The following is a 22,789-nucleotide window of genomic DNA, read 5'->3' as shown; positions in this document are numbered from 1 at the left end:
AGCATATGGGTCTAACTGTTCTGTTTTCTTCACTCTGTTCTGTAGACAGTGCTATATGATGGAGAACAGATGAAGGAGGGGCTAGCATGATTGGAGTAGCATTTGCAATAATGTGTCTTGTATTTGGAACGACTTTTCTAGCGATTAAAATTGGAGTTGAAGCGGGTCTGCCGCCATTTCTGTCTGCGGGTTTACGCTTTATGATTGCAGGTGCGTTGATGTTTGCCTGGATGCTGATGAAAGGACGGGTGAAGATGTCCTTGTTGTGGCGCAAAGAAATGCTGCTCACCGGCGCAGGACTCACGTTTGCTACGTTTGCGGCTCTATATTGGGCTGAACAATATGTAAGTTCAGGTGTAGGTGCTATTTTATCAGCGACAGGCCCGATTATGATTATGGTGATGCAAACGGTTTTGTTAAGGCAGAAGACGTCTGCTCGCATAATTACAGGCTGTCTGATCGGCTTTGTCGGCGTTATATTTGTTGTTATGCCTGGTGTTACGATTGGGGGCAGTCCACTGTGGTTATGGGGCTGTATCGTCATTTTGATTGGGGAAGTGTGTTACTCCGCAGGAGCGTTATATTCCAAAAAGGTGATTAACCAGTTCAAGGAAAGTGACCCGGTGGCAATTAATGCCGTTCAGATGATGCATGGGGGACTGTTGCTGTTAGTATTATCAGCCTTCACAGAGTCATGGAACATGTCAGTTATGGACTGGACACCTGCAATTACCTCATTGATCTATCTGACGGTCATTGGCTCGATGGTAGGGCATAGTCTGTTCTATTGGATCATGTCACGAACCAATCCATTGTTCCCAGCAACCTGGCTGTACATCTCACCACCGATTGCGGTTGGTCTTGGCGCCATTGTCTATAATGAGCATGTAAGCTGGATGACTTGGATCGGTGTAGTACTTATTGTGTCTGGATTATTATTCATGAATGATAAAGTCACGGGTTGGTTCAAAAGTAGGAGAAACAGCAATACGTTAGCCGAAAATCCATAAATTGGTGTACAATGATAGGAGTGGATTTTTAGCAAGCGAGGTGAGAGGATTTGAACAGGCAGGGAATAGGTGTAGCGTTAGTATTTGCTGGCATCATTTTATATGGAATCGTGCATATCACAACATTGATGTACCTACCAACTGTAATGACCTATTCAACGCAGTGGGGGAAGTATCTACAAGCGATGTATGATAGCGGAGGATTGATCGCGTTTATCGTATCGATCGTATTGTTTTTGATCGGGGTATTTTTGCTCTTGCCCAAATCGATCTTCTCTGCGAAGGGTGTCATGAGTGAAATACGTGAGCGAGACCGTGAATTTAATGAGCAGTATGGTACTCGGGAAACACAATAATCGAAAGCAAGAGTAAGAAAGAGAAAGAGAAAGTAAGAGTAAGTAAGAGTAAGTTCCCCTTGATTACGTTGGAGTTTTCTTGGGGCAATATAGTTATAGTTGCTAACTCTCATTATAGGAGGCTGTAGATTACGAACGTCTACGACTTCCCGTGATGGGAGTTTTTTTGTCTAGCATAGACGATGATGGAGAAAAGAAAGCTGGAAAAATTATATTATGATACCTATATTTTCTGATTATGCGGTGGTAACATATTGTAGTTAATTGTAGTTATTGGTCGTTATGAGAAAATATTATTGGAAGGAATGAATGTGATGAATACCCAGCTAGATGTATTGCCTACAGCAAAACTAAGAATTGCGTTAGCACAATGTTCTGCAGTCGATGGGAATATAGAAGAAAACGTTAATCGAGCTTATAAGATGATTGAAGAAGCTGGGGAAAAGCGTGCAGATCTTATTATGTTTCCAGAAAAATTTCTAACGGGATATGTCCCGGAAATCGTCCAATCTAATCTCTCTGACAATACGCTGTGTATAAATGACGTAAGGATTGAAAAGCTGCGACAAGCATGCAAAACGTATGGGATTTGGGCGATCATTGGAACGCCTGTGAGTAGAGGAGAGGAAGTATATATATCCTCCATCATTATAGATTCACATGGAAACGAAGTAGGCATTTATGATAAGTCGCATTTATTTCAAACGGAGAAGAGCATGTTTTCCACCAATAATGAGCAGGTCATCATTCATCTCAAAGGCTGGAATATTGGCATGGCCATTTGTTATGATGCTGGCTTCCCTGAACATTCGCGTCGTTTAGCACAGCAAGGCTGTCATTTATATATGGGTAGCTCACTCTTTAGCAAAGGAATGGGGTATAAGGAGTCACGCGTATGGTTCCCTGCCCGAGCGTTAGATAACACTATATTTACTGCGATGTGTAATCATGTTGGCAGAACCGGAGTGTGGGATACGTGCGGACATAGCGGTGTCTGGAATCCATTAGGGGATAATATCGTTGAAGGCTCGCCAGACCAAGTTGAATTGTTGATCGCTGAATTAGATCCTGCACTTCTTAAACAAGCCAGAGATGGTGAGATGATGCTTGCAGATTCATTTGAGTTAGATCAACAACCATATTCGCTCCAAACGATTAAGGGCTAACCGGATCAAGGTGCCGATACGTGAAATCGGGGTCTACGCCTTTTACAGGTGCGCTGCTATATTGATAGATTTGTCCGTTCTCCTCTTTGTAGAAGTAACGAGCAAGAGGCTCATCCTTAAAAATAACTTCTGTGCTGACGAGTGGTGCTTTACCGAAATGGGTATCGATTTGTTGAATATCTTCGTGACTATATTCTTTGGACGAGAGTAAATACGCTTCAACTTTAAGTTCCATTGTTCGTTGGAAATTCCAAAGGTACAGAGAGATAAGCGCTACTAACGTGATAAGTAGGGACAGAACGAGTATCGGTTTGCTAATATTCATCGACTCATCTCCTTAGAATCCATCATACATGATAACGAACTAATGCTACATAGTAGAAAATAAGCAAGAAAGAGCCCAATGCGCACATTTTAGGTGCAATCTGGGCTCTTTCGTGATGTGACAATCAAGTTCTAGAATAGCTTCGGTTGGACAGTAGCGTGTCCACTACTCCGCATTCAGTACAAATTTCTCAATAACCTGTTTTACACCATCTTCGTTATTGCTAAGTGTGATGTAGTCTGCAATCTCTTTCAATGCTGGGATGGCATTACCCATCGCAACACCAAGACCGGCAGCTTCAAGCATCTCATGGTCATTCCAGGAATCACCGATGGCGATGCACTCAGACAACTCAACGCCGAAATGATCAGCTAGGAAGGTAAGGGCATGTCCTTTTGTTCCTTCGCGGTGCATAATTTCAAGGAAGTAAGGCTTGGATTTCGTAATATGCACTTCAGGCCCAAGCAGCTCGCGCAGGTCAACAGCTACCTTATCCAGATAATCTGGCTCGTCAATAATCAGCAGTTTTGGTGTTTGCTGCTCGATCACTTTGATGAAGTCGGATTCGATATAGTATTGTGTGCCGTTCAATTTCGCGTAATCACGCAATTTATCATTCTCTTCACGGGCATACAATTTATCGTCAATATACGTTTGAAGGTGGAGGTTGTGCTCCAAGCAGTAGTCATACAATTTGCGGGAAGCTTCCTGTGGCACATAGCGCTCGTAGAGAACGTTCTCGTCCAGCAAGTTTTTCACCAAAGCTCCTTGGTATGTAATGATCGGCACGTTCAATTTCGTTTGGCGAGCGAGTGCCTGTGCAGAAGCGTAAGCACGTCCAGTTGCCAGTGTTACCACTGTACCGTGTGCAACGGCTTGCTCCAGAGCAGTTTGGGTTGCGGGTGTTACTTCTTTGTTGTCGTTAATGAGTGTGTCATCAATGTCGATGGCAATTAGTTTGTAGGTCATGTCGTTTCTCTCCTTTATTTATCTGTATCTATTTCATTGAACGAAATAATCTCACACGAACACTCCGATGACAGAACAACCTTTCAATCACTGTTATCCCCAGATTTTTTCGAATTCCCCTTTTGAGGTGAAATCCGGGGATAGCGTATGCTTCCGATGCAGCTTTCTTGCAGAAAGCTTTCAGGCGAGCGCTTCGCTTTTCCAGGTTATTTCTGTCCTCTCCGTTCTGTGATCTTACTTAGTTCAAACAATCTATACACATCTAAATTGCATACTCCATTATTCCTCCAGGAAAATGAGGCCAATAAAGTCCTCCAGCTCCAGGTTGCCGAAGTAATGTTTCACATCCAAGTCTTGCAGTGCTGTGCGCACCTCGGATTCTTCGTAACGTTTGCCACGCAGCATATCCTCGATATCGGCTACATCACCCACACCGAAGAAGTCACCGAAGATTTTCAGATCTTCAATCCGTCCATCTTTAATGTTCATCCGCAGATCGATGATACCTACAGGGAATTTACGTGTGTGCTTCACATTGCTTTCTGGAGACAACCCGTAGTTCCAATCCCAATTGCTGTAACGCTCAGCAGAGATTTCTTTGATCTTGTCCCAATCTTTCTCAGTGAGTTCGTATTGAGGCACATCTTGGGGCTCCATACGGAAGATATGACGGAGCAACTCGTCGCGGAATTGTTCAATGGTCATGTTGCTGTCAATCAATTCGCGAATGTTAGCAACCCGGCTGCGCACAGACTTGGTGCTTTTGGATTTGAATTTCTCAGGGTTCACGTTCAGTGATGCTTGTACATGATCTAGGTTCAGATCAAACATCAATGTACCATGGCTGAACATGCGACCACGTGTGGAAAACTGAGCATTACCCGAAATTTTCTTTTCTCCCACTTGCAGATCGTTCCGCCCAGTCAATTCGGCATTGACTCCAAGCTCTTGCAGAGCCTCGACTACTGGTTGAGTGAACTTGCGGAAGTTGTGGAAGGACTGACCGTCATCTTTCGTAATGAAGCTGAAATTGAGGTTGCCCAGATCGTGGTAGACTGCGCCACCTCCGGATAAACGGCGTACGACCTGAACTCCATTATCCTGAACATACTCGATATTAATCTCTTCAATGGTGTTCTGATGCTTACCAATAATAATGGATGGGCGGTTGATGTAGAACAGCAGGTAGCTGTCATCCATCGGCAGATGCTTCAGAATGTATTCCTCAATGGCGAGGTTTACGGAAGGATCTGTGATGCCCTGGTTATCAACAAACAACATGGTCATTCCTCCATTAATGTATGTGAGGGATAGGAATCCCTTATGTAGTGTTTGATTCGTAGAAATTAGATTCACCGAACTGACGTTCATGAAACTGAAATTCCTTCTCTATTGTAAACGAATTGCCCTAATGACACAAAGAAATTAGACAAGTCCACGAATTCAGCCAGGCATAGACAAAACAAGATTGACCCCAACCTGTGATCGACTCCATAATAAAATGGACATGCAGAAAGGATGACGGACACAATGACCGGTATGATAGAAGTATTCGGACATGGTGGTGATGTGGAGACAGCGGCCTCCCGTTTCGGGGGCAATCCGGCTGGTTTTCTCGATTTTAGCGCAAACATCAACCCGATGGGGCCACCTCAGAACGTATTACATGCATTGGAACAGGGATTACAAACCATTTTGCGCTATCCTGATCCAGGACACAGATCGTTTAAAGCACGACTTAGCGAGTATCTTGGTGTATTGCCTGATCAGATCTCTGTTGGAAATGGTGCTGCGGAGAGCATGGCATTGATCCTACTGGGTCTTGCGCCACGAATTGTAGGTACGGTGGAGCCTGGATTTTCGGAGTATAGTGCGTTAGCTAGGCAATTTGGAGCTGAGGTTCTTCATGTATATGGACGTGAAGAAATGGACTGGCGAGCAGAGGTAGCGGATATTGAGAGGCTCATGGATCAAGTGGATCTATTGTTTCTAGGGCAGCCCAACAATCCCAACGGGGTTCAATATTCGGTAGAGGTGCTTCATCGCCTGGCTCGCTCAGCAGAGAAAACGAACACGATTTTAGTGATTGATGAAGCGTTCATGGACTTTATCCCTGAAGCTCGGAGGCAGTCACTTGCACCTCGATTAAATGAGTACCCGCAGGTCATGATCATCCGTTCGATGACGAAGTTTTACGCGATTCCGGGATTACGTCTAGGTTATGCGCTGGCACGACCTGAACTAATACAAGCCATGACTGCGAAGCAAGTCACTTGGAGTGTCAATGGGCTGGCGCTGATTGCTGGGGAAGCCTGCCTCCGCGATGGGGAGGGCTTCGAACAGGAAACGCTTGCTTATGTGTCTCGTGAACGGAACCTATTGACTGAGGGGCTGGAGGCTTGTGGTTGTCAGGTTACACGCGGAGAAGCTAACTTTATATTGGCTCGCCTGCCGGAACTGTGGTCAGCGACTACAATGCAGGCAGCACTGGGAGAGCGTGGAATTCTGATCCGGAGCTGTGCCATGTATCCTGGGCTTGGCAAACGACATGTTCGGTTTGCAGTGAAGGATGCGGATGCCAATGGGCGTTTGCTAAGCGCAATGCAAAGTGTAATTGCTCAGAGTAATTCACAGCATATTTCTGAGCATATCTCTCAGGCCTTTTCTCAGGACACTCCTCGCGTAAAGGAAGGTGGCTCGAACGATGGCCTTACCATTTCTTGATGAAGAGTCGAAGGGGAGACAAGTCTATCGTTATCCTGGTGAATACGTTTCTTCTGTATGGCCAGGATTGACTATTAACGCTCAAGAACGTCATGTTAAAGCGTCCGTTCCCTCTGTAGCTACTGCGATCTCCAGTGCAGTCTATGGCGGGGCATGGTTGAACTGGATCGGATATTTAACATTTATGTAGATAAGCATTATCGCTGCGATGATCCTCCGCGCGATATACAGCGCCTACTCCGTGAGTGGAAGGAACGAGAGGATACGTGTACCGGTCTGCTGACAGCCGTCCGTCTGGAACATACCTCGATTCAAGAGTATGCGAATTCTGACTTTGGGCTCCTATGCTGTACAACGGCAGGCGTATCGAATGCTGCACGCGCCGGTTCACCAAGAATGGTATTTGATGCGATGGGGAATCGAACTGATGCTGTCCAGCAGCTGGATGGAGCGTACATACCTGGCACCATTAATATGATGTTGTGGTTGAACGGTCGTTTGACGAATGGAGCCACGGTGAATGCGATTCAGACTGCGGTAGAAGCGAAGGCTGCTGCTCTGGCTGATGTTGGGGTGAGAGATTCCGAGAATGGTCTAACCGCTACTGGAACCACCACAGATGCAATTGTGCTCGCGGTGAGTCAGGATCAGCATAAACCGATTTTGACTTATGCGGGAACAGCCACCGTTCTAGGTTCAGTGATTGGCAGACTTGTCTATGATACGATTACGGAAAGTTTGCAGGCCGGACGGCAATGGAGTGGGAGGAACAACAAATAATGATACTAGAATTGAATCAATGGTTCTCTTCGTCATTTTGGATCGGGATGACAGGAGCTTGGATCATTGTCGCAGCATACATATTAGATCGTTGTATCGGAGATCCGAGGTGGATTCCTCATCCAGTCATCGGTATGGGAAAAGCCATCTCCGCACTGGAGCGGGTCATACGATCTCGTGTCACTTCCAATCAAGGACTCAAAAAAGCGGGAATCTGGTTTCCGATCTTGATTGCTGGTGGTTCTTTTGCCGTGACTTGGGGACTGATCTATCTCCTTGCACATATTCATCCGATGGTTGCAGTGGTAGCTGAGGTCATATTGATTGCGACAACGATTGCTTCCAAAGGATTAAAGGATGCAGGGATGGACGTGTATCGTCATCTCATCCAGGGAGATCTTCCTGCTGCGAGGCGCGCTCTTGGCATGATTGTAGGACGTGATACGGCGCATCTAGATGAACCTGAGATCGTAAGGGGGACGGTGGAGACGGTAGCTGAGAATATTGTGGATGCAATCGTGTCTCCCTTGTTCTATGCCCTTATTGGCGGCGCACCGCTTGCGATGGCATATCGAGCCGTCAATACACTGGATTCCATGGTCGGTTACAAAAACGATAAATACCTGCATCTCGGCTGGGCATCCGCCCGTCTCGATGATTGGGCTAACTGGATTCCAGCTCGAATCACGGCTGTATTATTGATTAGTGGAGCATGGGTTATGAAGCTAGATGCAAGAAGGGCAGCACAGATGGTATCCCGGGATGCAAGACTGCATCCGAGCCCGAATAGCGGCTTTCCCGAGTCTGCCGTTGCAGGTGCACTGGGGATCAGACTGGGTGGGCATAACGTGTATCATGGTATCTCGTCTTTTCGTGCATATATGGGAGAACCGACTCGCTTAATGGGTGCAGAGGATATCGTGCGAACGACCCGCCTCATGTTCTGGTCGGCAGGTTCCTTTGTCATCCTGTGTGTACTTGTTTCCCTCGTGGTCTGGCTCGCTGGAGGTACATTATTGTGGTGATGACGAATAAGACAAATAGAATATATTCGCGTGATCTCATTTTTATCCGTCATGGGACAACGTTATGGAATCAGGAAAAAAGATATCTGGGGCATACGGATATCGGCCTCCTGCCTGAAGCGAAGCGAGAGCTAGCTCCGCTCAGGGAGCAGCTTCAGAGCCTCTGTTGGAGCAAGCTGTACTCCAGTGATTTACTTCGCTGTCAGCAGACCCTCACAAGCATTGCTCCCTTGCAGCGAGAACAGGCACATTTAGATGCGCGCCTCAGAGAGATTGATTTTGGGGAGTGGGAGGGGAAGACGTATGATCAACTCCAACACATTCAGCAATATCGAGACTGGATTGATGATCCACAGAACGTGACACCACCGAAGGGGGAGTCATGGCAGGCATTTACTGCAAGGATTGATTCTTTTCTGAATACCTGCTTGTTGCACGATGCATTGTCCGAACCAGTAACGGTTGATGTGCCTCAGATGGGTATCGTGACACATGGTGGTGTGATCCGATATGCGATATCTCGCCTAATCCCTAATTCGAACTTCTGGGATACGCAGGTTATTCCAGGCCAAGCCATTAAGGTCAGACTGGATTACGGGGCGAGCGGATGGGTAGGAAGCCAGGTTGCATTTCCTTGAATCGGCTTGTAAGGTTGTACAATATAACCTATAATCACAACAGACGTGTGACGATACGTAGGGGTCTGATGGGTCTAATCAAGGATTAGGTACTCAACCATACGTATACAACTAATATGCTCAATTGAATGTTTAGATCATAAGCGACCAAGGGTTCCGTATGCATTGGAGTTGCATGGTTATGTGTATTCATACCATGTACGCAAACGGATGAAATAGGGAAGCTGGTGTAAATCCGGCACGGTCCCGCCACTGTGAATCAGGAATAATCCTGTAAGTCAGGTTACCTGCCCTGGACGTATAGACCGGTGTTCCTTCGAGGAAAGGACAGCGTTTCGGGCAGTGTTCTGTGTATGAACAGCGCAGGTGATTCATCATGCGTAGAGCACGCCATATGCGAGACGTTATCCCTGATCCTGTTGTAAGGATTGGGGATTTTTATTGTTCCAATATGAGTTCTTCACTCTCCGATAACGTGTAAATGTTGAAGTTCAACCTTATACAGGAACATCAAGACATGGGCATTTAGTTTTGAGCACGACACAGGATTAATAGAACAGATAGAGAAGGGGAGAATGAACACAATGAGTATCAAGAATTGGAAAAGCGTAGCGTCCCTGCTTAGTGCAGCGGCTCTGGCACTGGCTTTGGCTGGATGTGGCAATGCAACAACGAATGAGGGGTCAGGAGCATCACAGCAACCTGCACAGGAACAGAGTCAAGAACAGACAACAACGGATCTCAAGACACAATATCCAATTACTGTTACAGATGCAACGGGTGAGACATTCACGTTTGAAAAGGCACCAGCCAAAATTGTATCTGTATCTCCAGCGGAGACAGAGTCATTGTTCGCCCTTGGATTGGATGAGCAGATCGTAGGTGTATCTGATTTTGATGATTACCCTGAAGCAGCTACAACGAAGCCCAAAATGGGCGGTGTATCTAAACCGAATGAAGAGTCCATCATCGCAGCGGATGCAGACATCGTATTCACAGGTATTTCCATGAATGAAGAAGCGGTGAAGAAATTCCGTGACCTAGGGATTGTTATTTTCAAGACTGATCCAAAATCAGTAGATGATGTAGCGAAGAACATTGAGACATTTGGTCAAATTACAGATACACAGGAAAAAGCACAAGAGATCATCGCGAAGATGAAGCAAGATGTAACAGATGTTACTGAAGCGGTGAAGGCGGTTAAACCGGAAGAGAAGAAGAACGTATATGTTGAATTTTCCCCGGGCTGGACAGTGGGTAAAGGTGAGTTCATGGATGAGCTGATCACACTTGCTGGAGGAAACAACGTTGCTTCTGATTTGCAAGGCTGGAACGAAATTAATGAAGAAAATATCATTGCTGCGAACCCAGATGTAATTCTGTATGCTAATGATGTCATTGATGAGAATTCCAAAACACTGGATCAAATTATCAAAGCTCGTAGCGGCTGGGATCAGATTACTGCGGTAAAAGACGATGCGGTTATCGGTCTAGATGCCAACCTACTTAGCCGTCCAGGACCACGTGTAACAGAAGGTCTGAAAGCCGTAGCTAAAGCGATCTACCCTGATCTGTTCCAATGAGTAAAAAGCTAGCGGTGTACGGGACGGCTGGGATAGGACTGCTTGTGTTGACGGTGCTGATCTGCACGGGCATTGGTTCAGTATCCTTGCCTGTCCGTGACATTGCAGGTATTCTGCTCCACCATATTCCGTGGATTGGGGATTGGATTACTCCCGATTGGAGCACAGCAGCAGAACAGATTATATGGAAGGTGCGTTTCCCGCGAGTACTGCTTGCCGTGCTCGTGGGTGCCTCTCTAGCGATAGCGGGTGCTGGCTTCCAAGGGGTGCTTCGTAACCCTCTTGCAGATCCGTTTACGTTAGGCGTATCATCTGGTGCATCGGTGGGTGCAGCGTTTCTGATTTTCTTCGGATTACAATATGCATTAATCGGAATCTGGACCTTGCCTTTGGTTGCGTTCCTAACCGGCGTGTTGACGCTATGGTTCGTATTGGCACTGGCTCGTGAGGGTCGGAAAATACCAACTCATAGCCTGATTCTGGCGGGCGTGGTCATGCAAAGTTTCCTCGGGGCAGTTGTCTCCTTCCTATCGACCATGTCGAAACAGACGATTAATGAAATTATATACTGGACGATGGGAAGTCTGGCACTGCGTGGGTGGTCGTATACGGCCATCCTTTTCCCATATTTTCTGCTTGGTCTGATCTTCCTCTGGAGTCGTGCACGTTCGTTGAATGTGCTTGCTCTGGGAGAGCGTCAGGCGGCTCACATTGGAGTGCAGGTGGATGGATTGAAGCTATCGGTGCTGGCGGTTGGCACACTGCTTACGGCAGGAGCCGTATCAGTGTCGGGCGTCATCGGATTTGTAGGACTTGTCATTCCGCATATTCTTCGACTGATCGTAGGGCCTGATTATCGTCTGCTGGTGCCACTATCTGCAATAGGCGGAGCCATATTCATGGTGTGGGCAGATACGATCGCTCGTACGGTATTGGCGCCAACTGAAATTCCGCTGGGCGTTGTTACCGCATTTGTCGGTGCACCGTTCTTCGCCTACCTTTTGCACAGAAATAAGAAGCTTCGTAAAGGGATGATGCCATGAGTAAAGACACGAACCAAATGGTGCATGCCAATCGGAATGAACTTAAGTTTACGGGGAAACAGGCAGAACCGAGCTTCAATGTTCAGCGCGACATCAGTAAACCTTTGATTGAAGTGGATGAGGCAGGTAAACGGTATGGTGAGCATCAGGCGTTAAATGGAGTGAGCTGGCAGATCGCAGAAGGCGATTGGTGGGGTGTTGTAGGTCCCAACGGAAGTGGCAAATCAACCTTGTTGCAACTATTGGCTGGCACGGAGTCGGTTAGTGAGGGCAGTATTCGACTGAATGGCAGGAATATCACTTCGTATAGCCGGAAGGATCTGTCTCGTATGATTGCTGTTCTGCAGCAGGATGGACTGCCTGCAATCTCATATCCCGTAAGGGATGTCGTGGAGATGGGGCGTTATCCTTACCAAAACTGGCTTGGCCGTGATTCTGGAGACGGTGAGAAGATCGTTGATCGTGTGCTGGAGGAATTAGGTCTATCCGAGCTTGCGGATCGTCCTCTGGATGCACTTAGTGGAGGACAACGACAGCGAGTAGCTCTTGCTAAAGTGATGGCACAGGAACCAAGTATTCTTTTGTTAGATGAGCCCACAACGTTTCTGGATATTCGTTATCAGTTGCAATTTATGGAGTTATTATCGACATGGCGTCAAAGAAATCCAATTACGATTGTGGCAGTTCTGCATGATCTGAACCTAGCTGCGCAATTTTGTGATCATATTCTGGCTTTGAAAGAAGGCGAAAGTGCTGGCTCTGGAACTCCTCATGCACTGATGACCGAGGAACATATTCGAGAGATCTTCCAGGTAAATCCTGCGATGGTGAGGCATCCAGATCATGGCATTCCCCAGTTGCTGCTGCGCCGGGAGCATGAAGAGCCGAAGAATTGATCGGGGTATATACCCACATATTGATGAAGGAAGTGCTAGTTGTATGCGTAATGAACAGGTGTTGGAGCAGTTAATACGTCGAATTACTGATCCTCATGAGCAGGTAGCAGCAGAAGCTGCAGCTCATGTGGATATCCTTACGAAGCCACCAGGCAGTCTTGGCAAACTGGAGGAACTCGTTATTCGTCTAGCAGGCATTACGGGACAGAGTCGCCCTTGCTTGGAACGTCGAGCGGTAATCGTGATGGCAGCAGACCATGGTGTAGTTGCCGAAGGTGTCAGTGCATTCCCTGCTGAGGTAACACCGCAGATGGTCCTTAATTTTCTGGCGGGCGGAGCGGCCGTTAACGTGCTTGCCCGGCATGCTGGGGCAGATGTGCTCTGTGTAGATATTGGAGTGAATGCTGATCTAGAACACCCCGAGCTCATCTCCCGCAAAGTCCGCAAAGGCACAGCTAACATGGCGAAAGGTCCGGCGATGACTCGGGACGAAGCAATCCAAGCTATCCTGGTTGGCGCCGAAGTGGTCGCGTCAGAAGTGGACAGAGGAACGCAGATATTTGTAACTGGAGAGATGGGGATTGGCAATACAACGGCAAGTGCTGCTGTAATGTGTGCTCTAACGGGAATTTCACCGGCTTCGGCTGTTGGACGCGGAACGGGGATCGATGATGTTGGGTTACAGCGCAAGGCAACGGTGTTAAGCCAGGCTCTAAGTCTGAATGCACCCCATGCGGAGGATGCGCTGGATGTGCTCAGTAAGGTTGGCGGATTAGAAATTGCCGGACTAACAGGTGTAATTCTTGCTGCTGCGGCGAATGGATGCCCTGTTGTGGTCGATGGCTTTATCTCAACAGCTGCAGCATTGATCGCAAGACAGCTTGCACCAGTAAGTACGGCTTATATGATTGCTTCCCATACATCCGATGAAAGTGGACATGCAGCACTGCTTCGCGAGATGGATCTGAAGCCAATGCTTGATCTGAATATGCGGCTGGGTGAAGGGACAGGAGGCGTGCTCAGTCTTCATCTCATTGATGCGGCTTGTCGTATTCTTAATGAGATGGCGACCTTTGCCAGTGCAGGTGTATCCGATGGCTCGCCTCAAGGAGAGGTTTCTTCATGAGTGTGCTTGTAACTGGAGGGGCGCGAAGTGGCAAGAGCTCGTTTGCTGAGCGTCTATGCATGCAACGCTCCTCAGAGGCTTGGTATGTGGCTACAGCACAAGCCTATGATGACGAGATGCGTGAGCGAATCCGTATGCATCAGCAGGGGCGTGAAGAAGCGGGATACCTGTGGCATACGGTAGAGGAACCATTGGCATTGCCTGAATGGATCACACGTATGGGAGCTTCTCATACGGGGATGTCAGCTCCTACCGTATTGGTGGATTGTCTGACATTATGGCTGACCAATATTTTACTTGCCCATGAACATGATCCTGCACATGTCATACAGGGACATATGGATGCACTCGTATCGGCTGTAGATTCATATCCGGGGCTACTTGTGCTTGTAACCAATGAAGTAGGGGATGGCATCGTTCCTGAATATGCTCTTGGACGAAGATACCGTGATCTTGCAGGCATATTGAATCAGCGGATTGCAGCGATTTGCGGGGAAGTATTTCTAGTTACGGTGGGGATTGCGATTGAATTAAAGAGTAAGGAGTACCGTCTATGAGTGACCGCAAGCACGATGGGAGAAAACAGCCAGCGGCGGCAGCCTTTCAATTTTTATCTCGCTTCCCGGTTAAAATGCAGATTGATTTTGTCCCACCATTGCTACGTGAAAGCGTAGTTTATTATCCCCTTGTGGGTGCCGCAATAGGGTTAGCTGTCTGGCTTGGAGCGGCTGTTTCGGGTGTACTCCTACCCTCGTTTCCAGCAGCGGTATTAACGCTGACCCTATGGGTCTGGTTGACCGGAGGGTTGCATCTGGATGGCTGGATGGATACAGCAGATGGTTTGCTCAGTTATCGCTCTCGTGAGCGAATGTTAGAGATCATGAAAGATAGCCGCGTGGGTGCCATGGGAGTGATAGCCTGTGTTCTTCTCTTAATGATGAAGGCGGCTCTAATTGCAGATTTCATCGCACGTGCTAACTGGATGTATGGAGCACTACTGATCTTACCGATGATCTGGAGCCGATGGTTCATGGTCTATGCCATCTCGGCATGGCCCAATGCGCGAGGAGATGACGGATTAGCTGTTTTGTTTAAAGGATTGGGTGAGCGGCGAGAAGTTCAGCGGGCACGGAGCAATGCCATTGGAGTTACTGTTCTAGTAGGTGTAATCACTCTAGCAATCGGAATGCTTTTCCAGCCGGAGATGTCAGTCGTAGAGGGATTACATATCGGGAACAGTCTAATGACTCTGTCGTGGTGGCTATACCCTGTCACTGCTGTAATTGTTGTTCCGCTTGCTTGTTATGTCATAGGTAAATGGATTGCTGGACGTATTAGTGAAAGACTAGGCGGATTAACAGGAGATACCTACGGTGCAATGAATGAACTACTGGAAGCTGCCTTGCTTACAGTGCTTAGTATTCTACAAGGATTCTTTTGGATATAATAAAATCGGTGACTGGGGGATGGATCGTGGACAGTGCGTCTGTACAGAAAACAGCGGCAGTCTTAATGCTGCAAGGAACCGCATCGGATGTAGGGAAAAGTGTAATAACAACAGCTCTATGCCGGATATTCAAACAGGACGGCTTCAGACCTGCACCGTTCAAATCCCAGAATATGGCGCTGAATTCCTACGTCACAGAGGACGGTAAGGAAATTGGTAGAGCGCAGGGAGCACAGGCAGAGGCTTGTGGTATTGAGGCGACGACAGACATGAATCCAATCCTCATTAAGCCTGTTCGCGATATGCACTCCCAGATTGTTGTGCACGGCGTACCCTTTGCTCAGATGAGTGCGTCAGACTATCGGCAGCATTTTCTGCCAGAGGCGAAGCAGACCGTGATGGAAGCATTGGATCGTCTACGGTCAACTTATGATGTCGTGCTAATGGAAGGTGCAGGTAGCCCTGCAGAGATTAATCTGAAGGATCGGGATATTGTTAATATGAACCTGGCCGGATGGGCAGATGCACCGGTTATTCTGATCTCTGATATTGATCGCGGTGGCGTATTTGCTTCCATTGTGGGTACGCTGGAGTTGCTGGAGCCACACGAAGTTCAGCGTGTAAAAGGCTTCATTATTAACAAATTTCGGGGCGATCTGTCCCTGCTACAGCCAGGACTGGATTGGTTGGAAGAACGGACAGGAATTCCAGTACTCGGCGTGTTACCTTACATAAGAGATATACAGATTGAAGCTGAAGACTCAGTCGTTTTGGATTCCCTACGTCATGGTAAGTCGGGGCAACAGGAATTAGATCTTGCTGTGATTCGGTATCCGCGGATTTCGAACTTTACAGACTTCGATGCATTGTCTCGTGAACCCGACGTCAATATTAGGTATGTTACTTCACCAGAGGAGCTTGGTTCACCAGATGCAATCCTATTACCAGGGACAAAGGACACCATAGGTGATCTGGAATTCTTGCGTGAATCAGGCTTGGAGCAAGCGATTGCCCGTCATATCGAGCGTGAGCATGTGCAACTCGTAGGGATCTGCGGAGGATATCAGATGCTAGGTCAGCATCTTAAAGATCCTTTTGCCGTTGAGGCGAATCAGGTTCAGGAGGCAAGAGGTATGGGCATGCTGCCACTATCCACGACCTTCCTACAGAACAAACAGACCGTTAGAGCTTCGGGTTGGGTACAGGTGAAACATCCAATTCGTTTACACCAGGAAGTAGATGGAGCCCATTCGGCTGTTCAATCAGCTTCTCCGATGCCCATTGAAGGTTATGAGATTCATATGGGAGTTACGGAATGCCATGAACCGGAGCGTGTGTCGGCTTTATTTGAAATACGTCATCCAGGGGGACAGTCGTTTAATGAAGGTTGGGGAACCCAGGATGGCAAGGTATGGGGAACGTATCTACATGGATTGTTTGAAAGTGATCAGTTTCGGCGTTCCTGGCTTAACGGTTTACGGGAAAGTAAAGGGCTTGCTCCTCTCCTTGAAACGTACAGTGCGCGTGAGCGTAAGGAAATGGAATTTGATCGTGTAGCGGAATCCTTGCGTTCTGCACTGGATTTGGAGCGGATATATGAAATTATGGGTCTGCAAACTCCACAGTAGACTGTGAGTGACAAGAATAAGGTAACTGGAATTGTACACCCCAAAAAGTCCCCCATACGGGCAATGTTCCTTCATTAAGGAATATTGCCGTATATGGGGGACTTTCCTATCTAGCTGCGACTCCGAGTTCAGCCAGTTGAAGATCGTGAGCATTCCCTTTACGTTCAGTATTGATTCAAACAGTAGAACGATGGGTTAATGCTACATTTGATTAGTTAATTTTGAATTTCTTCATGGCAGCCTGTAACTCTACCGCTTGTTCATGTAAATGACGAACCGTTCCAGAGTGGGAATCCATCTCGTTCAGTTGCAGATCTGCGGTGGAAGCAATCTCCTGCATGCTCTGACGGGACTTGGACGTAATCTGTGCTGTCTCTTCAACAGAGGCACTGACTTGTTCTGCCCCAGCAGATACCTGCTGCGTGGAAGCTGATACCGTCTGGATGGTCAGGTTTACGTTCTGAATTAATTCGTTTAATTGCTGGAAGGCTGAGCCTGCTTGTTGTACAACATGAGTACCTGAGCCAATCTCTTGCGTTACCCGGTTCATGGCATCAACAGAACGCTCGGCATCCTCGCGAATCGTGTTCAGATAGTCCGAGATTTCCTCGGTTGCCGTCTTGGATTGCTCGGCAAGCTTGCGAACTTCTCCAGCAACGACCGCGAATCCACGACCATGTTCGCCAGCACGTGCAGCTTCAATGGAAGCATTGAGCGACAGCATATTGATCTGTTTCGTAATTTCAAAGATGGATGTGACGATGGTACCGATGGCGATGGAACGTTCATTCATCGTTTCGACATAACGCAAGGATTCACTCGCGGTCTGACCTACACGTTCCATCTGCTCTACAGCATTCTGTGCCAGGCGATTACCGTTCACGGCTTCACTAGCCGCTTCTCCAATCTGCTCTGATACTTCGGCAGAGGAAGAAGCGATATGCATGATCCCTTGGGTGATTTCCTCCATAGCTCGTGCATTCTCAGCAGCACTTGTGGCAATGCTTACACTGCCTTTCTCGGCTTCTTCGGCAGATTGACTGGAGTTCTTAACCATACTGGACATGGAATCAACCCGATTTAGCAGATCATTCGAGCCTTCAACCACTTCATCCGAGGTGGAGAGAACACGACTAATCATTTCTTTGAGATTATGAGTCATCGTCTGGAAGCTAGTCGCGAGTTGAGCAATTTCGTCTTGACCTTTAATCTGAAGCTGGGTCGTTAGATCACCCTGTGAAATTTGTTTACTATGTTGAACGAGTGTAATAATCGGACGGGTAACTCTTTTAATCATACTCGTTGAAATCAACCATCCAAGTACAAAGGTCAGTGCGGTGATACCTAGGCACAACCAGAAAATTTGCGCAATCTTGGATTGGATGAACTGTGCATCCATGCTTACCGCCATGAGCATATTGCTACCTGCTACAGGTATAAATGCAGCCTTATGTACGCCAAAAGAGTCGGAATAAACTTCACTAATAGCTAATGCTTTAGTCTCAATTGCTGTATTCATTGCAGATTCAACTGCAATTTCTTCTCCAGCCTTCATACCCGAGGCGTTGTTGGCAATTACGATCTTGGCCGTTCCGTCTTGAAGAGAAACAACGTAAGCTGCATCCAAGCTATGTTCCTTCGCTTTTTCAGCCAAATAGGATTCAACCGTTAGAGCAGCACCATCGGAACCGGCTCCACCGCTTTCGACTTGCGAAATTTTGGACGAAGAAATATTTTTGTATATATCCTGAATAGACGTGTTTAAGACCTTGTCGAATTGCGGGAGTACATAACTTTGCATAATATTCATCGATACTGCATAAAAACTGATACTAAACAACAGGGATGCAACTAGCAATACGAGGAACAACATTCCTCTTATTTTGCCAGCAACCGTGCGATTACGAAACATAAAATCATCCTTTCACGTCATGTTCATTAACATAGTCGCTTTTCCGTACTCATCAGTCCTATCTATCAACGAAGAAAGACCTAATTTTCACATTGAGAAAACTTGGGAATAAGCGGATATACCTATATTACATAATTAACCTGAGGTTGAATACAACAAATTTCATAAAACGATCAGTTTTTTTCAGAAATGCGCAATTAGATTACATACATATTACACAAAATAAATTAATGCCTACCGGAATAGTTTGTTATGTGTTATATTGTTCAATACAATATAAGTAAATAGAAAGCCGGAGGTTTCGGCAAGCACATTTAAGAGGAGGATTTACAGTAGTGGATACATTTTTAATCATTTTGAACGTCGTGGTTATGCTCATTCTTCTGGGTGTCCTGTTCTGGATGCAGAAGAAACACATTTCATTCACGAAGCGTGTATTTACAGGTTTGGGCATCGGGGTAGTATACGGCGTTATACTTCAACTGATCTATTCCTCAGGTTCTGATATTATTACCAAGTCAGTTGATTGGTTTAACCTTGCCGGTTCAGGCTATGTTCGTTTGTTGCAAATGGTTGTTATTCCTTTGATCATGGTGTCGATCATTTCGGCAATCATGAATCTGAAGGGTAAGCAAAATCTAGGTAAGATGAGTCTATCCATTATAGCAATTCTTCTTATTACAACTGCAATCGCTGCAAGTGTGAGTATCGTAACAAGCTTGAGCTTTAACCTGACTTCCATTGAGATTGAGGGAGGAGATCGGGAGCTAGCACAAGGTCAACGGATGGAGGAACGTCTCGTCGATGTGAAAGATCAGACGATTCCGCAGCAGGTATTGGAATTTATTCCATCCAACCCATTCGCAGATATGACAGGTGAACGTCGTACATCTACATTGGCAGTTGTTATTTTCTCTGCATTTATCGGTGTAGCGGTACTTGGCTTGGATCGCAAAAAACCACAGCAGGCTGAAACGTTCCGTGGAATGGTGAACGCGGTGTATGCCGTAGTTATGCGGATTGTTACGCTGGTGCTACGGTTGACGCCGTACGGTATTTTGGCGTTGATCACGAAGGTCACAGCGACAACCAACCCGGATGAGATATTGAAGCTCATTAAGTTTGTTATCGCGTCCTACGTTGCGTTGTTCGTCATGTTCATTATTCATTTGATTATTATTGCTCTGTTTGGTTTCAACCCGATCACTTATGTGAAGAAGGTTCTGCCAACACTGGTATTTGCCTTTACTTCCCGTTCCAGTGCAGCGGCTATCCCGCTTAACGTAGAGACACAGACGAAGAAACTGGGTGTATCGGATGGTATCGCGAATCTGTCGGCAAGCTTCGGGGCTACAATTGGTCAAAACGGCTGCGCCGGGATATATCCAGCCATGCTCGCGGTTATGATTGCTCCTACGGTCGGTATCGATCCGCTTAGCTGGGACTTCATTATTACCCTGATCCTTGTGGTCATGATCAGTTCATTCGGCGTAGCCGGTGTAGGTGGCGGGGCAACCTTCGCTTCCCTGATCGTGTTGTCCACGATGAATCTGCCTGTTGCTCTGGCAGGCTTGTTGATCTCCGTTGAACCGCTCATCGACATGGGTCGTACGGCACTGAACGTCAATGGTTCAATGACATCAGGTCTCGTTTCCAGTAAATTGTTGAAAGAGAACGATCAGGATACCTTCAGCAACCCAACACCTGATCTGGATGGTGCCGCTCAGGCGTAAGCCAAAGTCTCACTGAAGTAATGGTTTAAGCAGCCATCTATTGCACCACAACGATAGTATTACGAGAACCGTCCTTCGGATACCCGGAGGGCGTTTTTTTGAGCTTGAATGTTTATGTGAGGTACATTAGAACAGAAGGTACACCAACGGTTCATTTTTAGCTTAGCAGTAATGGTGTAATTTAGTGCTGTTCAATAGGCAGGAAATATGATAGAGTAATCATGTTTTGGCTCTGTGCCAGACCGCGGTTCGTAACCATCCCGCGTAATCAAAACTAGGAAGGCAGTGTATGTATTTATGTTTAATTTAGGGTGGGGAGCGTTATTCGTTCTCGTCACTTATGGTTTCTTTTTGTTATGTTATCGCTTGTTCGGTAAAAAAGGTCTCTATGCCTGGATTGGTGTGGCAACGGTTATTGCCAACATTCAGGTGACCAAAACGATAGATATTATGGGGATTGTGTTGACACTAGGCAACACGATGTATGTAAGTCTATACCTTACCAGTGACTTGCTTAACGAGAAGTACGGTTCAGGAGAAGCGCGCAAAGCTGTATGGTTCGGGTTCTTTACGTTAATTATGACCACGGTACTCATGCAGATGGTGTTGTACTTTGATCCAGCATCTACAGACTTTGCCCAGAAGCCGATGGAAGCTTTATTCGGGCTATTGCCACGTCTTGCACTGGGAAGCCTGTCAGCGTACTTTATTAGTCAATTCCTGGATGTGCGCTTGTACTCTTGGTTACGCAAAATCACACCTGGTCGTAATCAATTGTGGATTCGTACAAACGGAAGCTCGATTATCAGTTCATTTGTGGATACGTTAGTGTTCACTGCGATTGCGTTTGCATTCATTTATCCATGGGATGTGTGGAATGAGATTTTCCTAACCACCTATGTGATCAAATTTGTACTGACTGCAGTGGGAACGCCGTTCCTGTATGCTGCGCGTAATTTTAAGTTTAAGGATGAGTCTTAAATTCGAAGGCAATCTACGTGTAGATGGTTACCAGAAGTAAATAAGTGAATGTTCATAAATGAAACTAAAAATGTCCCGCAGAGCCATGTCATCATGGACTTGCGGGACATTTTGCATTATAGGTGGTGATACAACCAGCACGAAGGTTCCTATATGATGAAGTGATGAATAAGAAGTATTAGTCTGTCAGAATTTGCAATTTTTTAGGATAAGAAGTCAGTACTTCTACACCCGTTTCTGTTACGAGGACATCATCCTCAATGCGCACGCCGCCAGCTCCGGTTACATAAATGCCCGGTTCGATGGTGAATACGGTACCTTCTTGTAAGAGGTCTGTATTCTGACCATGCAATGATGGATATTCGTGAACATCAATGCCGAGGCCATGACCGACGCGATGCATGAAGCGTTCACCGTAGCCAGCATCTTCTGTAACTTGGCGTGCAGCACGGTCAATCTCTGCACAGGTCACGCCAGGCTTGACTGCTCGAATAGCGGCTTCATTCGCTGCCAGTACCGTATTATAAATTGTTCGTAGCTCAGGAGAGATGTCTCCAAATGCAAACGTACGTGTAATATCGGAAGCATACCCACCAGCATATACGCCCATATCAAACATCAACAGATCACCATGTTGAAGCTTACGTTCCCCCGGTATACCGTGTGGCAATCCCGTTTGTGGCCCAGTGAGCACCATCGTGTCGAAGGAAGGGCCGTCTGCACCTAGCTTCTTCATCTGATATTCCATCTCGGCAACGAGTTCAATCTCGGTCACACCTGTACGAACGTGGGAAAGCCCTTGGCGTAGAACTTCCTCAATTAGATGAATAGCATGACGAATTCGAGCAATCTCGTCTGGCGTTTTCTTCACGCGTAGGGAGCGCAGCAGTGGACCAACATCTTCGTATTGGGTGCCACCCAACGCAGCGGTTAATTGCTCATAACGTGCAACGGTAACGTATTCCTTTTCCAAACCAATTCGTCCAAGACGTCCCTGGTAACGCTCAAATAGCTCGTATGGATTGTCTGTATCGGTATGTGTTGCGATGTTGGAAACGGAGGAAGCAGCAGCTGCGGCATCGGCATCTAGCGCAGGTACAATCAAAAGAGGTTCTTCGCCGCGTGCGAGCACGAGTCCAAGGAAACGTTCATGCGGATTACTTGCGAATCCTGTTAAGTAGTAGATATGTTTAGGATCTGTGATTAGTGTGGCATCCAGTCCTTGCACAGAGAGGCTAGCTTCTAAGCGGGATAATGGTGTTTGGTTCGTCATAGGTACGTCCACCTTTCAATTGTCTATATCATCTAATCTATTATAAATTAAATCGTCTCAATTCCATAGGCGCGCGTATATGAGAACATTTATATAGAAGAAAGTAAGGAAATCGGGCTATCTCTAAATAATGAGAATTAGGGCGGCTTTTTCGTTTGAGTACATATTGGGGCG

General features: G+C 46.7%; 22 protein-coding genes and 1 riboswitch. Of the genes, 17 read left to right on the top strand and 5 right to left on the bottom strand.

The features are described from left to right. The first annotated feature begins 86 nt into the window (after positions 1-86). The 3 genes from ASD24_RS20015 to ASD24_RS20005 all read left to right on the top strand — a co-directional run bounded on the left by ASD24_RS20015 (position 87) and on the right by ASD24_RS20005 (position 2,532). Complete coding sequence (locus ASD24_RS20015; RefSeq protein ID WP_056699455.1) at positions 87-1,010, top strand: DMT family transporter; 924 nt, start codon at positions 87-89, stop codon at positions 1,008-1,010. 50 nt (positions 1,011-1,060) lie between these two features. After that, positions 1,061-1,366, top strand: coding sequence for a hypothetical protein (locus ASD24_RS20010; RefSeq protein WP_056699452.1), 306 nt, complete (start codon positions 1,061-1,063; stop codon positions 1,364-1,366). Between the two features lie 314 nt (positions 1,367-1,680). Beyond that, a complete protein-coding gene (locus ASD24_RS20005) occupies positions 1,681-2,532 on the top strand; it encodes a carbon-nitrogen hydrolase family protein (RefSeq protein WP_056699993.1) in 852 nt (283 codons plus the stop codon). On the opposite strand, the gene ASD24_RS20000 is transcribed toward ASD24_RS20005, so the two are convergent. The 3 genes from ASD24_RS20000 to ASD24_RS19990 form a co-directional block, all read right to left on the bottom strand. Beyond that, on the bottom strand, positions 2,522-2,857 hold the full coding sequence (locus ASD24_RS20000) for a DUF3139 domain-containing protein (protein ID WP_056699449.1): 336 nt from the start codon (positions 2,855-2,857) through the stop codon (positions 2,522-2,524). The genes ASD24_RS20005 and ASD24_RS20000 overlap by 11 nt on opposite strands. Before the next feature lie 165 nt (positions 2,858-3,022). Next, positions 3,023-3,826 (bottom strand): Cof-type HAD-IIB family hydrolase, encoded by an 804-nt coding sequence (locus ASD24_RS19995; protein WP_056699446.1) that lies wholly within the window; start codon positions 3,824-3,826, stop codon positions 3,023-3,025. 279 nt (positions 3,827-4,105) lie between these two features. Continuing rightward, the gene (locus tag ASD24_RS19990) at positions 4,106-5,107 is read right to left on the bottom strand and encodes a lipoate--protein ligase (protein WP_056699443.1); all 1,002 of its coding nucleotides are present in this window, start codon (positions 5,105-5,107) and stop codon (positions 4,106-4,108) included. A 258-nt stretch (positions 5,108-5,365) separates the two neighbouring features. Between ASD24_RS19990 and cobD the strand changes: the two genes are divergently transcribed. From cobD to ASD24_RS19930, 12 genes are all read left to right on the top strand, one after another. Beyond that, complete coding sequence (gene cobD / locus ASD24_RS19985) at positions 5,366-6,550, top strand: threonine-phosphate decarboxylase CobD (RefSeq protein WP_082560496.1); 1,185 nt, start codon at positions 5,366-5,368, stop codon at positions 6,548-6,550. Then, positions 6,531-6,740, top strand: coding sequence for a hypothetical protein (locus ASD24_RS31095; RefSeq protein ID WP_056699439.1), 210 nt, complete (start codon positions 6,531-6,533; stop codon positions 6,738-6,740). The genes cobD and ASD24_RS31095 overlap by 20 nt, the downstream gene beginning before the upstream one ends. Beyond that, positions 6,704-7,330 (top strand): adenosylcobinamide amidohydrolase, encoded by a 627-nt coding sequence (locus tag ASD24_RS19975; RefSeq protein ID WP_056699436.1) that lies wholly within the window; start codon positions 6,704-6,706, stop codon positions 7,328-7,330. Before ASD24_RS31095 ends, ASD24_RS19975 begins: the two co-directional genes overlap by 37 nt. Positions 7,331-7,377: 47 nt before the next feature. Further along, positions 7,378-8,355, top strand: coding sequence for an adenosylcobinamide-phosphate synthase CbiB (gene cbiB, locus ASD24_RS19970; RefSeq protein WP_056699990.1), 978 nt, complete (start codon positions 7,378-7,380; stop codon positions 8,353-8,355). Beyond that, the gene (locus ASD24_RS19965; RefSeq protein ID WP_235540724.1) at positions 8,355-8,993 is read left to right on the top strand and encodes a histidine phosphatase family protein; all 639 of its coding nucleotides are present in this window, start codon (positions 8,355-8,357) and stop codon (positions 8,991-8,993) included. Before cbiB ends, ASD24_RS19965 begins: the two co-directional genes overlap by 1 nt. A gap of 159 nt (positions 8,994-9,152) precedes the next feature. Next, positions 9,153-9,302, top strand: a riboswitch (cobalamin riboswitch). Between the two features lie 275 nt (positions 9,303-9,577). Continuing rightward, positions 9,578-10,576: an ABC transporter substrate-binding protein gene (locus ASD24_RS19960; RefSeq protein ID WP_056699431.1), complete on the top strand. Its 999-nt coding sequence runs from the start codon at positions 9,578-9,580 to the stop codon at positions 10,574-10,576. Beyond that, a complete protein-coding gene (locus ASD24_RS19955) occupies positions 10,573-11,619 on the top strand; it encodes a FecCD family ABC transporter permease (RefSeq protein WP_056699428.1) in 1,047 nt (348 codons plus the stop codon). The genes ASD24_RS19960 and ASD24_RS19955 overlap by 4 nt, the downstream gene beginning before the upstream one ends. Beyond that, the gene (locus ASD24_RS19950; RefSeq protein WP_235540699.1) at positions 11,616-12,515 is read left to right on the top strand and encodes an ABC transporter ATP-binding protein; all 900 of its coding nucleotides are present in this window, start codon (positions 11,616-11,618) and stop codon (positions 12,513-12,515) included. Before ASD24_RS19955 ends, ASD24_RS19950 begins: the two co-directional genes overlap by 4 nt. 43 nt (positions 12,516-12,558) lie before the next feature. Continuing rightward, positions 12,559-13,641, top strand: a complete 1,083-nt coding sequence (gene cobT, locus ASD24_RS19945) for a nicotinate-nucleotide--dimethylbenzimidazole phosphoribosyltransferase (protein ID WP_056699425.1) — start codon at positions 12,559-12,561, stop codon at positions 13,639-13,641. After that, positions 13,638-14,198: a bifunctional adenosylcobinamide kinase/adenosylcobinamide-phosphate guanylyltransferase gene (gene cobU, locus ASD24_RS19940; RefSeq protein WP_056699422.1), complete on the top strand. Its 561-nt coding sequence runs from the start codon at positions 13,638-13,640 to the stop codon at positions 14,196-14,198. Before cobT ends, cobU begins: the two co-directional genes overlap by 4 nt. After that, positions 14,195-15,088: an adenosylcobinamide-GDP ribazoletransferase gene (gene cobS / locus ASD24_RS19935; RefSeq protein WP_056699419.1), complete on the top strand. Its 894-nt coding sequence runs from the start codon at positions 14,195-14,197 to the stop codon at positions 15,086-15,088. The genes cobU and cobS overlap by 4 nt, the downstream gene beginning before the upstream one ends. A gap of 65 nt (positions 15,089-15,153) precedes the next feature. After that, complete coding sequence (locus ASD24_RS19930) at positions 15,154-16,716, top strand: cobyric acid synthase (RefSeq protein ID WP_056699984.1); 1,563 nt, start codon at positions 15,154-15,156, stop codon at positions 16,714-16,716. A 211-nt stretch (positions 16,717-16,927) separates the two neighbouring features. Here ASD24_RS19930 and ASD24_RS19925 read toward each other — a convergent pair whose 3' ends face one another. Further along, on the bottom strand, positions 16,928-18,628 hold the full coding sequence (locus tag ASD24_RS19925; RefSeq protein WP_056699418.1) for a methyl-accepting chemotaxis protein: 1,701 nt from the start codon (positions 18,626-18,628) through the stop codon (positions 16,928-16,930). A gap of 335 nt (positions 18,629-18,963) precedes the next feature. Between ASD24_RS19925 and ASD24_RS19920 the strand changes: the two genes are divergently transcribed. Together ASD24_RS19920 and ASD24_RS19915 are read left to right on the top strand one after the other, a co-directional pair. Further along, complete coding sequence (locus tag ASD24_RS19920; protein ID WP_056699415.1) at positions 18,964-20,361, top strand: L-cystine transporter; 1,398 nt, start codon at positions 18,964-18,966, stop codon at positions 20,359-20,361. A 297-nt stretch (positions 20,362-20,658) separates the two neighbouring features. Beyond that, positions 20,659-21,342 carry a queuosine precursor transporter gene (locus ASD24_RS19915; protein ID WP_056699413.1) on the top strand — a complete coding sequence of 228 codons (684 nt, stop codon included), beginning with the start codon at positions 20,659-20,661 and terminating at the stop codon, positions 21,340-21,342. A gap of 178 nt (positions 21,343-21,520) precedes the next feature. On the opposite strand, the gene ASD24_RS19910 is transcribed toward ASD24_RS19915, so the two are convergent. Next, complete coding sequence (locus ASD24_RS19910) at positions 21,521-22,615, bottom strand: M24 family metallopeptidase (RefSeq protein WP_056699411.1); 1,095 nt, start codon at positions 22,613-22,615, stop codon at positions 21,521-21,523. Positions 22,616-22,789: the final 174 nt, after the last annotated feature.

The sequence above is a fragment of the Paenibacillus sp. Root52 genome, assembly GCF_001426865.1.
In the GTDB taxonomy this organism is placed as follows: Bacteria; Bacillota; Bacilli; order Paenibacillales; family Paenibacillaceae; genus Paenibacillus.
Note: the sequence above shows the minus strand (reverse complement) of the source record. Positions and strands in the feature narration are given on the sequence as shown.

Coding starts and splice junctions, on each gene's coding strand:
- cobU (WP_056699422.1), top strand. CDS start 13,638: ATGAGTGTGCTTGTAACTGGAGGGGCGCGAAGTGGCAAGAGCTCGTTT.
- ASD24_RS19955 (WP_056699428.1), top strand. CDS start 10,573: ATGAGTAAAAAGCTAGCGGTGTACGGGACGGCTGGGATAGGACTGCTT.
- ASD24_RS20000 (WP_056699449.1), bottom strand. CDS start 2,857: ATGAATATTAGCAAACCGATACTCGTTCTGTCCCTACTTATCACGTTA.
- ASD24_RS19910 (WP_056699411.1), bottom strand. CDS start 22,615: ATGACGAACCAAACACCATTATCCCGCTTAGAAGCTAGCCTCTCTGTG.
- ASD24_RS20005 (WP_056699993.1), top strand. CDS start 1,681: ATGAATACCCAGCTAGATGTATTGCCTACAGCAAAACTAAGAATTGCG.
- ASD24_RS19965 (WP_235540724.1), top strand. CDS start 8,355: ATGACGAATAAGACAAATAGAATATATTCGCGTGATCTCATTTTTATC.
- ASD24_RS19995 (WP_056699446.1), bottom strand. CDS start 3,826: ATGACCTACAAACTAATTGCCATCGACATTGATGACACACTCATTAAC.
- ASD24_RS19930 (WP_056699984.1), top strand. CDS start 15,154: ATGCTGCAAGGAACCGCATCGGATGTAGGGAAAAGTGTAATAACAACA.
- cobS (WP_056699419.1), top strand. CDS start 14,195: ATGAGTGACCGCAAGCACGATGGGAGAAAACAGCCAGCGGCGGCAGCC.
- ASD24_RS20015 (WP_056699455.1), top strand. CDS start 87: ATGATTGGAGTAGCATTTGCAATAATGTGTCTTGTATTTGGAACGACT.
- ASD24_RS19990 (WP_056699443.1), bottom strand. CDS start 5,107: ATGTTGTTTGTTGATAACCAGGGCATCACAGATCCTTCCGTAAACCTC.
- cobD (WP_082560496.1), top strand. CDS start 5,366: ATGATAGAAGTATTCGGACATGGTGGTGATGTGGAGACAGCGGCCTCC.
- ASD24_RS19960 (WP_056699431.1), top strand. CDS start 9,578: ATGAGTATCAAGAATTGGAAAAGCGTAGCGTCCCTGCTTAGTGCAGCG.
- ASD24_RS19975 (WP_056699436.1), top strand. CDS start 6,704: ATGGTTGAACTGGATCGGATATTTAACATTTATGTAGATAAGCATTAT.
- ASD24_RS19925 (WP_056699418.1), bottom strand. CDS start 18,628: ATGTTTCGTAATCGCACGGTTGCTGGCAAAATAAGAGGAATGTTGTTC.
- cobT (WP_056699425.1), top strand. CDS start 12,559: ATGCGTAATGAACAGGTGTTGGAGCAGTTAATACGTCGAATTACTGAT.
- cbiB (WP_056699990.1), top strand. CDS start 7,378: ATGACAGGAGCTTGGATCATTGTCGCAGCATACATATTAGATCGTTGT.
- ASD24_RS19950 (WP_235540699.1), top strand. CDS start 11,616: ATGAGTAAAGACACGAACCAAATGGTGCATGCCAATCGGAATGAACTT.
- ASD24_RS19915 (WP_056699413.1), top strand. CDS start 20,659: ATGTTTAATTTAGGGTGGGGAGCGTTATTCGTTCTCGTCACTTATGGT.
- ASD24_RS31095 (WP_056699439.1), top strand. CDS start 6,531: ATGGCCTTACCATTTCTTGATGAAGAGTCGAAGGGGAGACAAGTCTAT.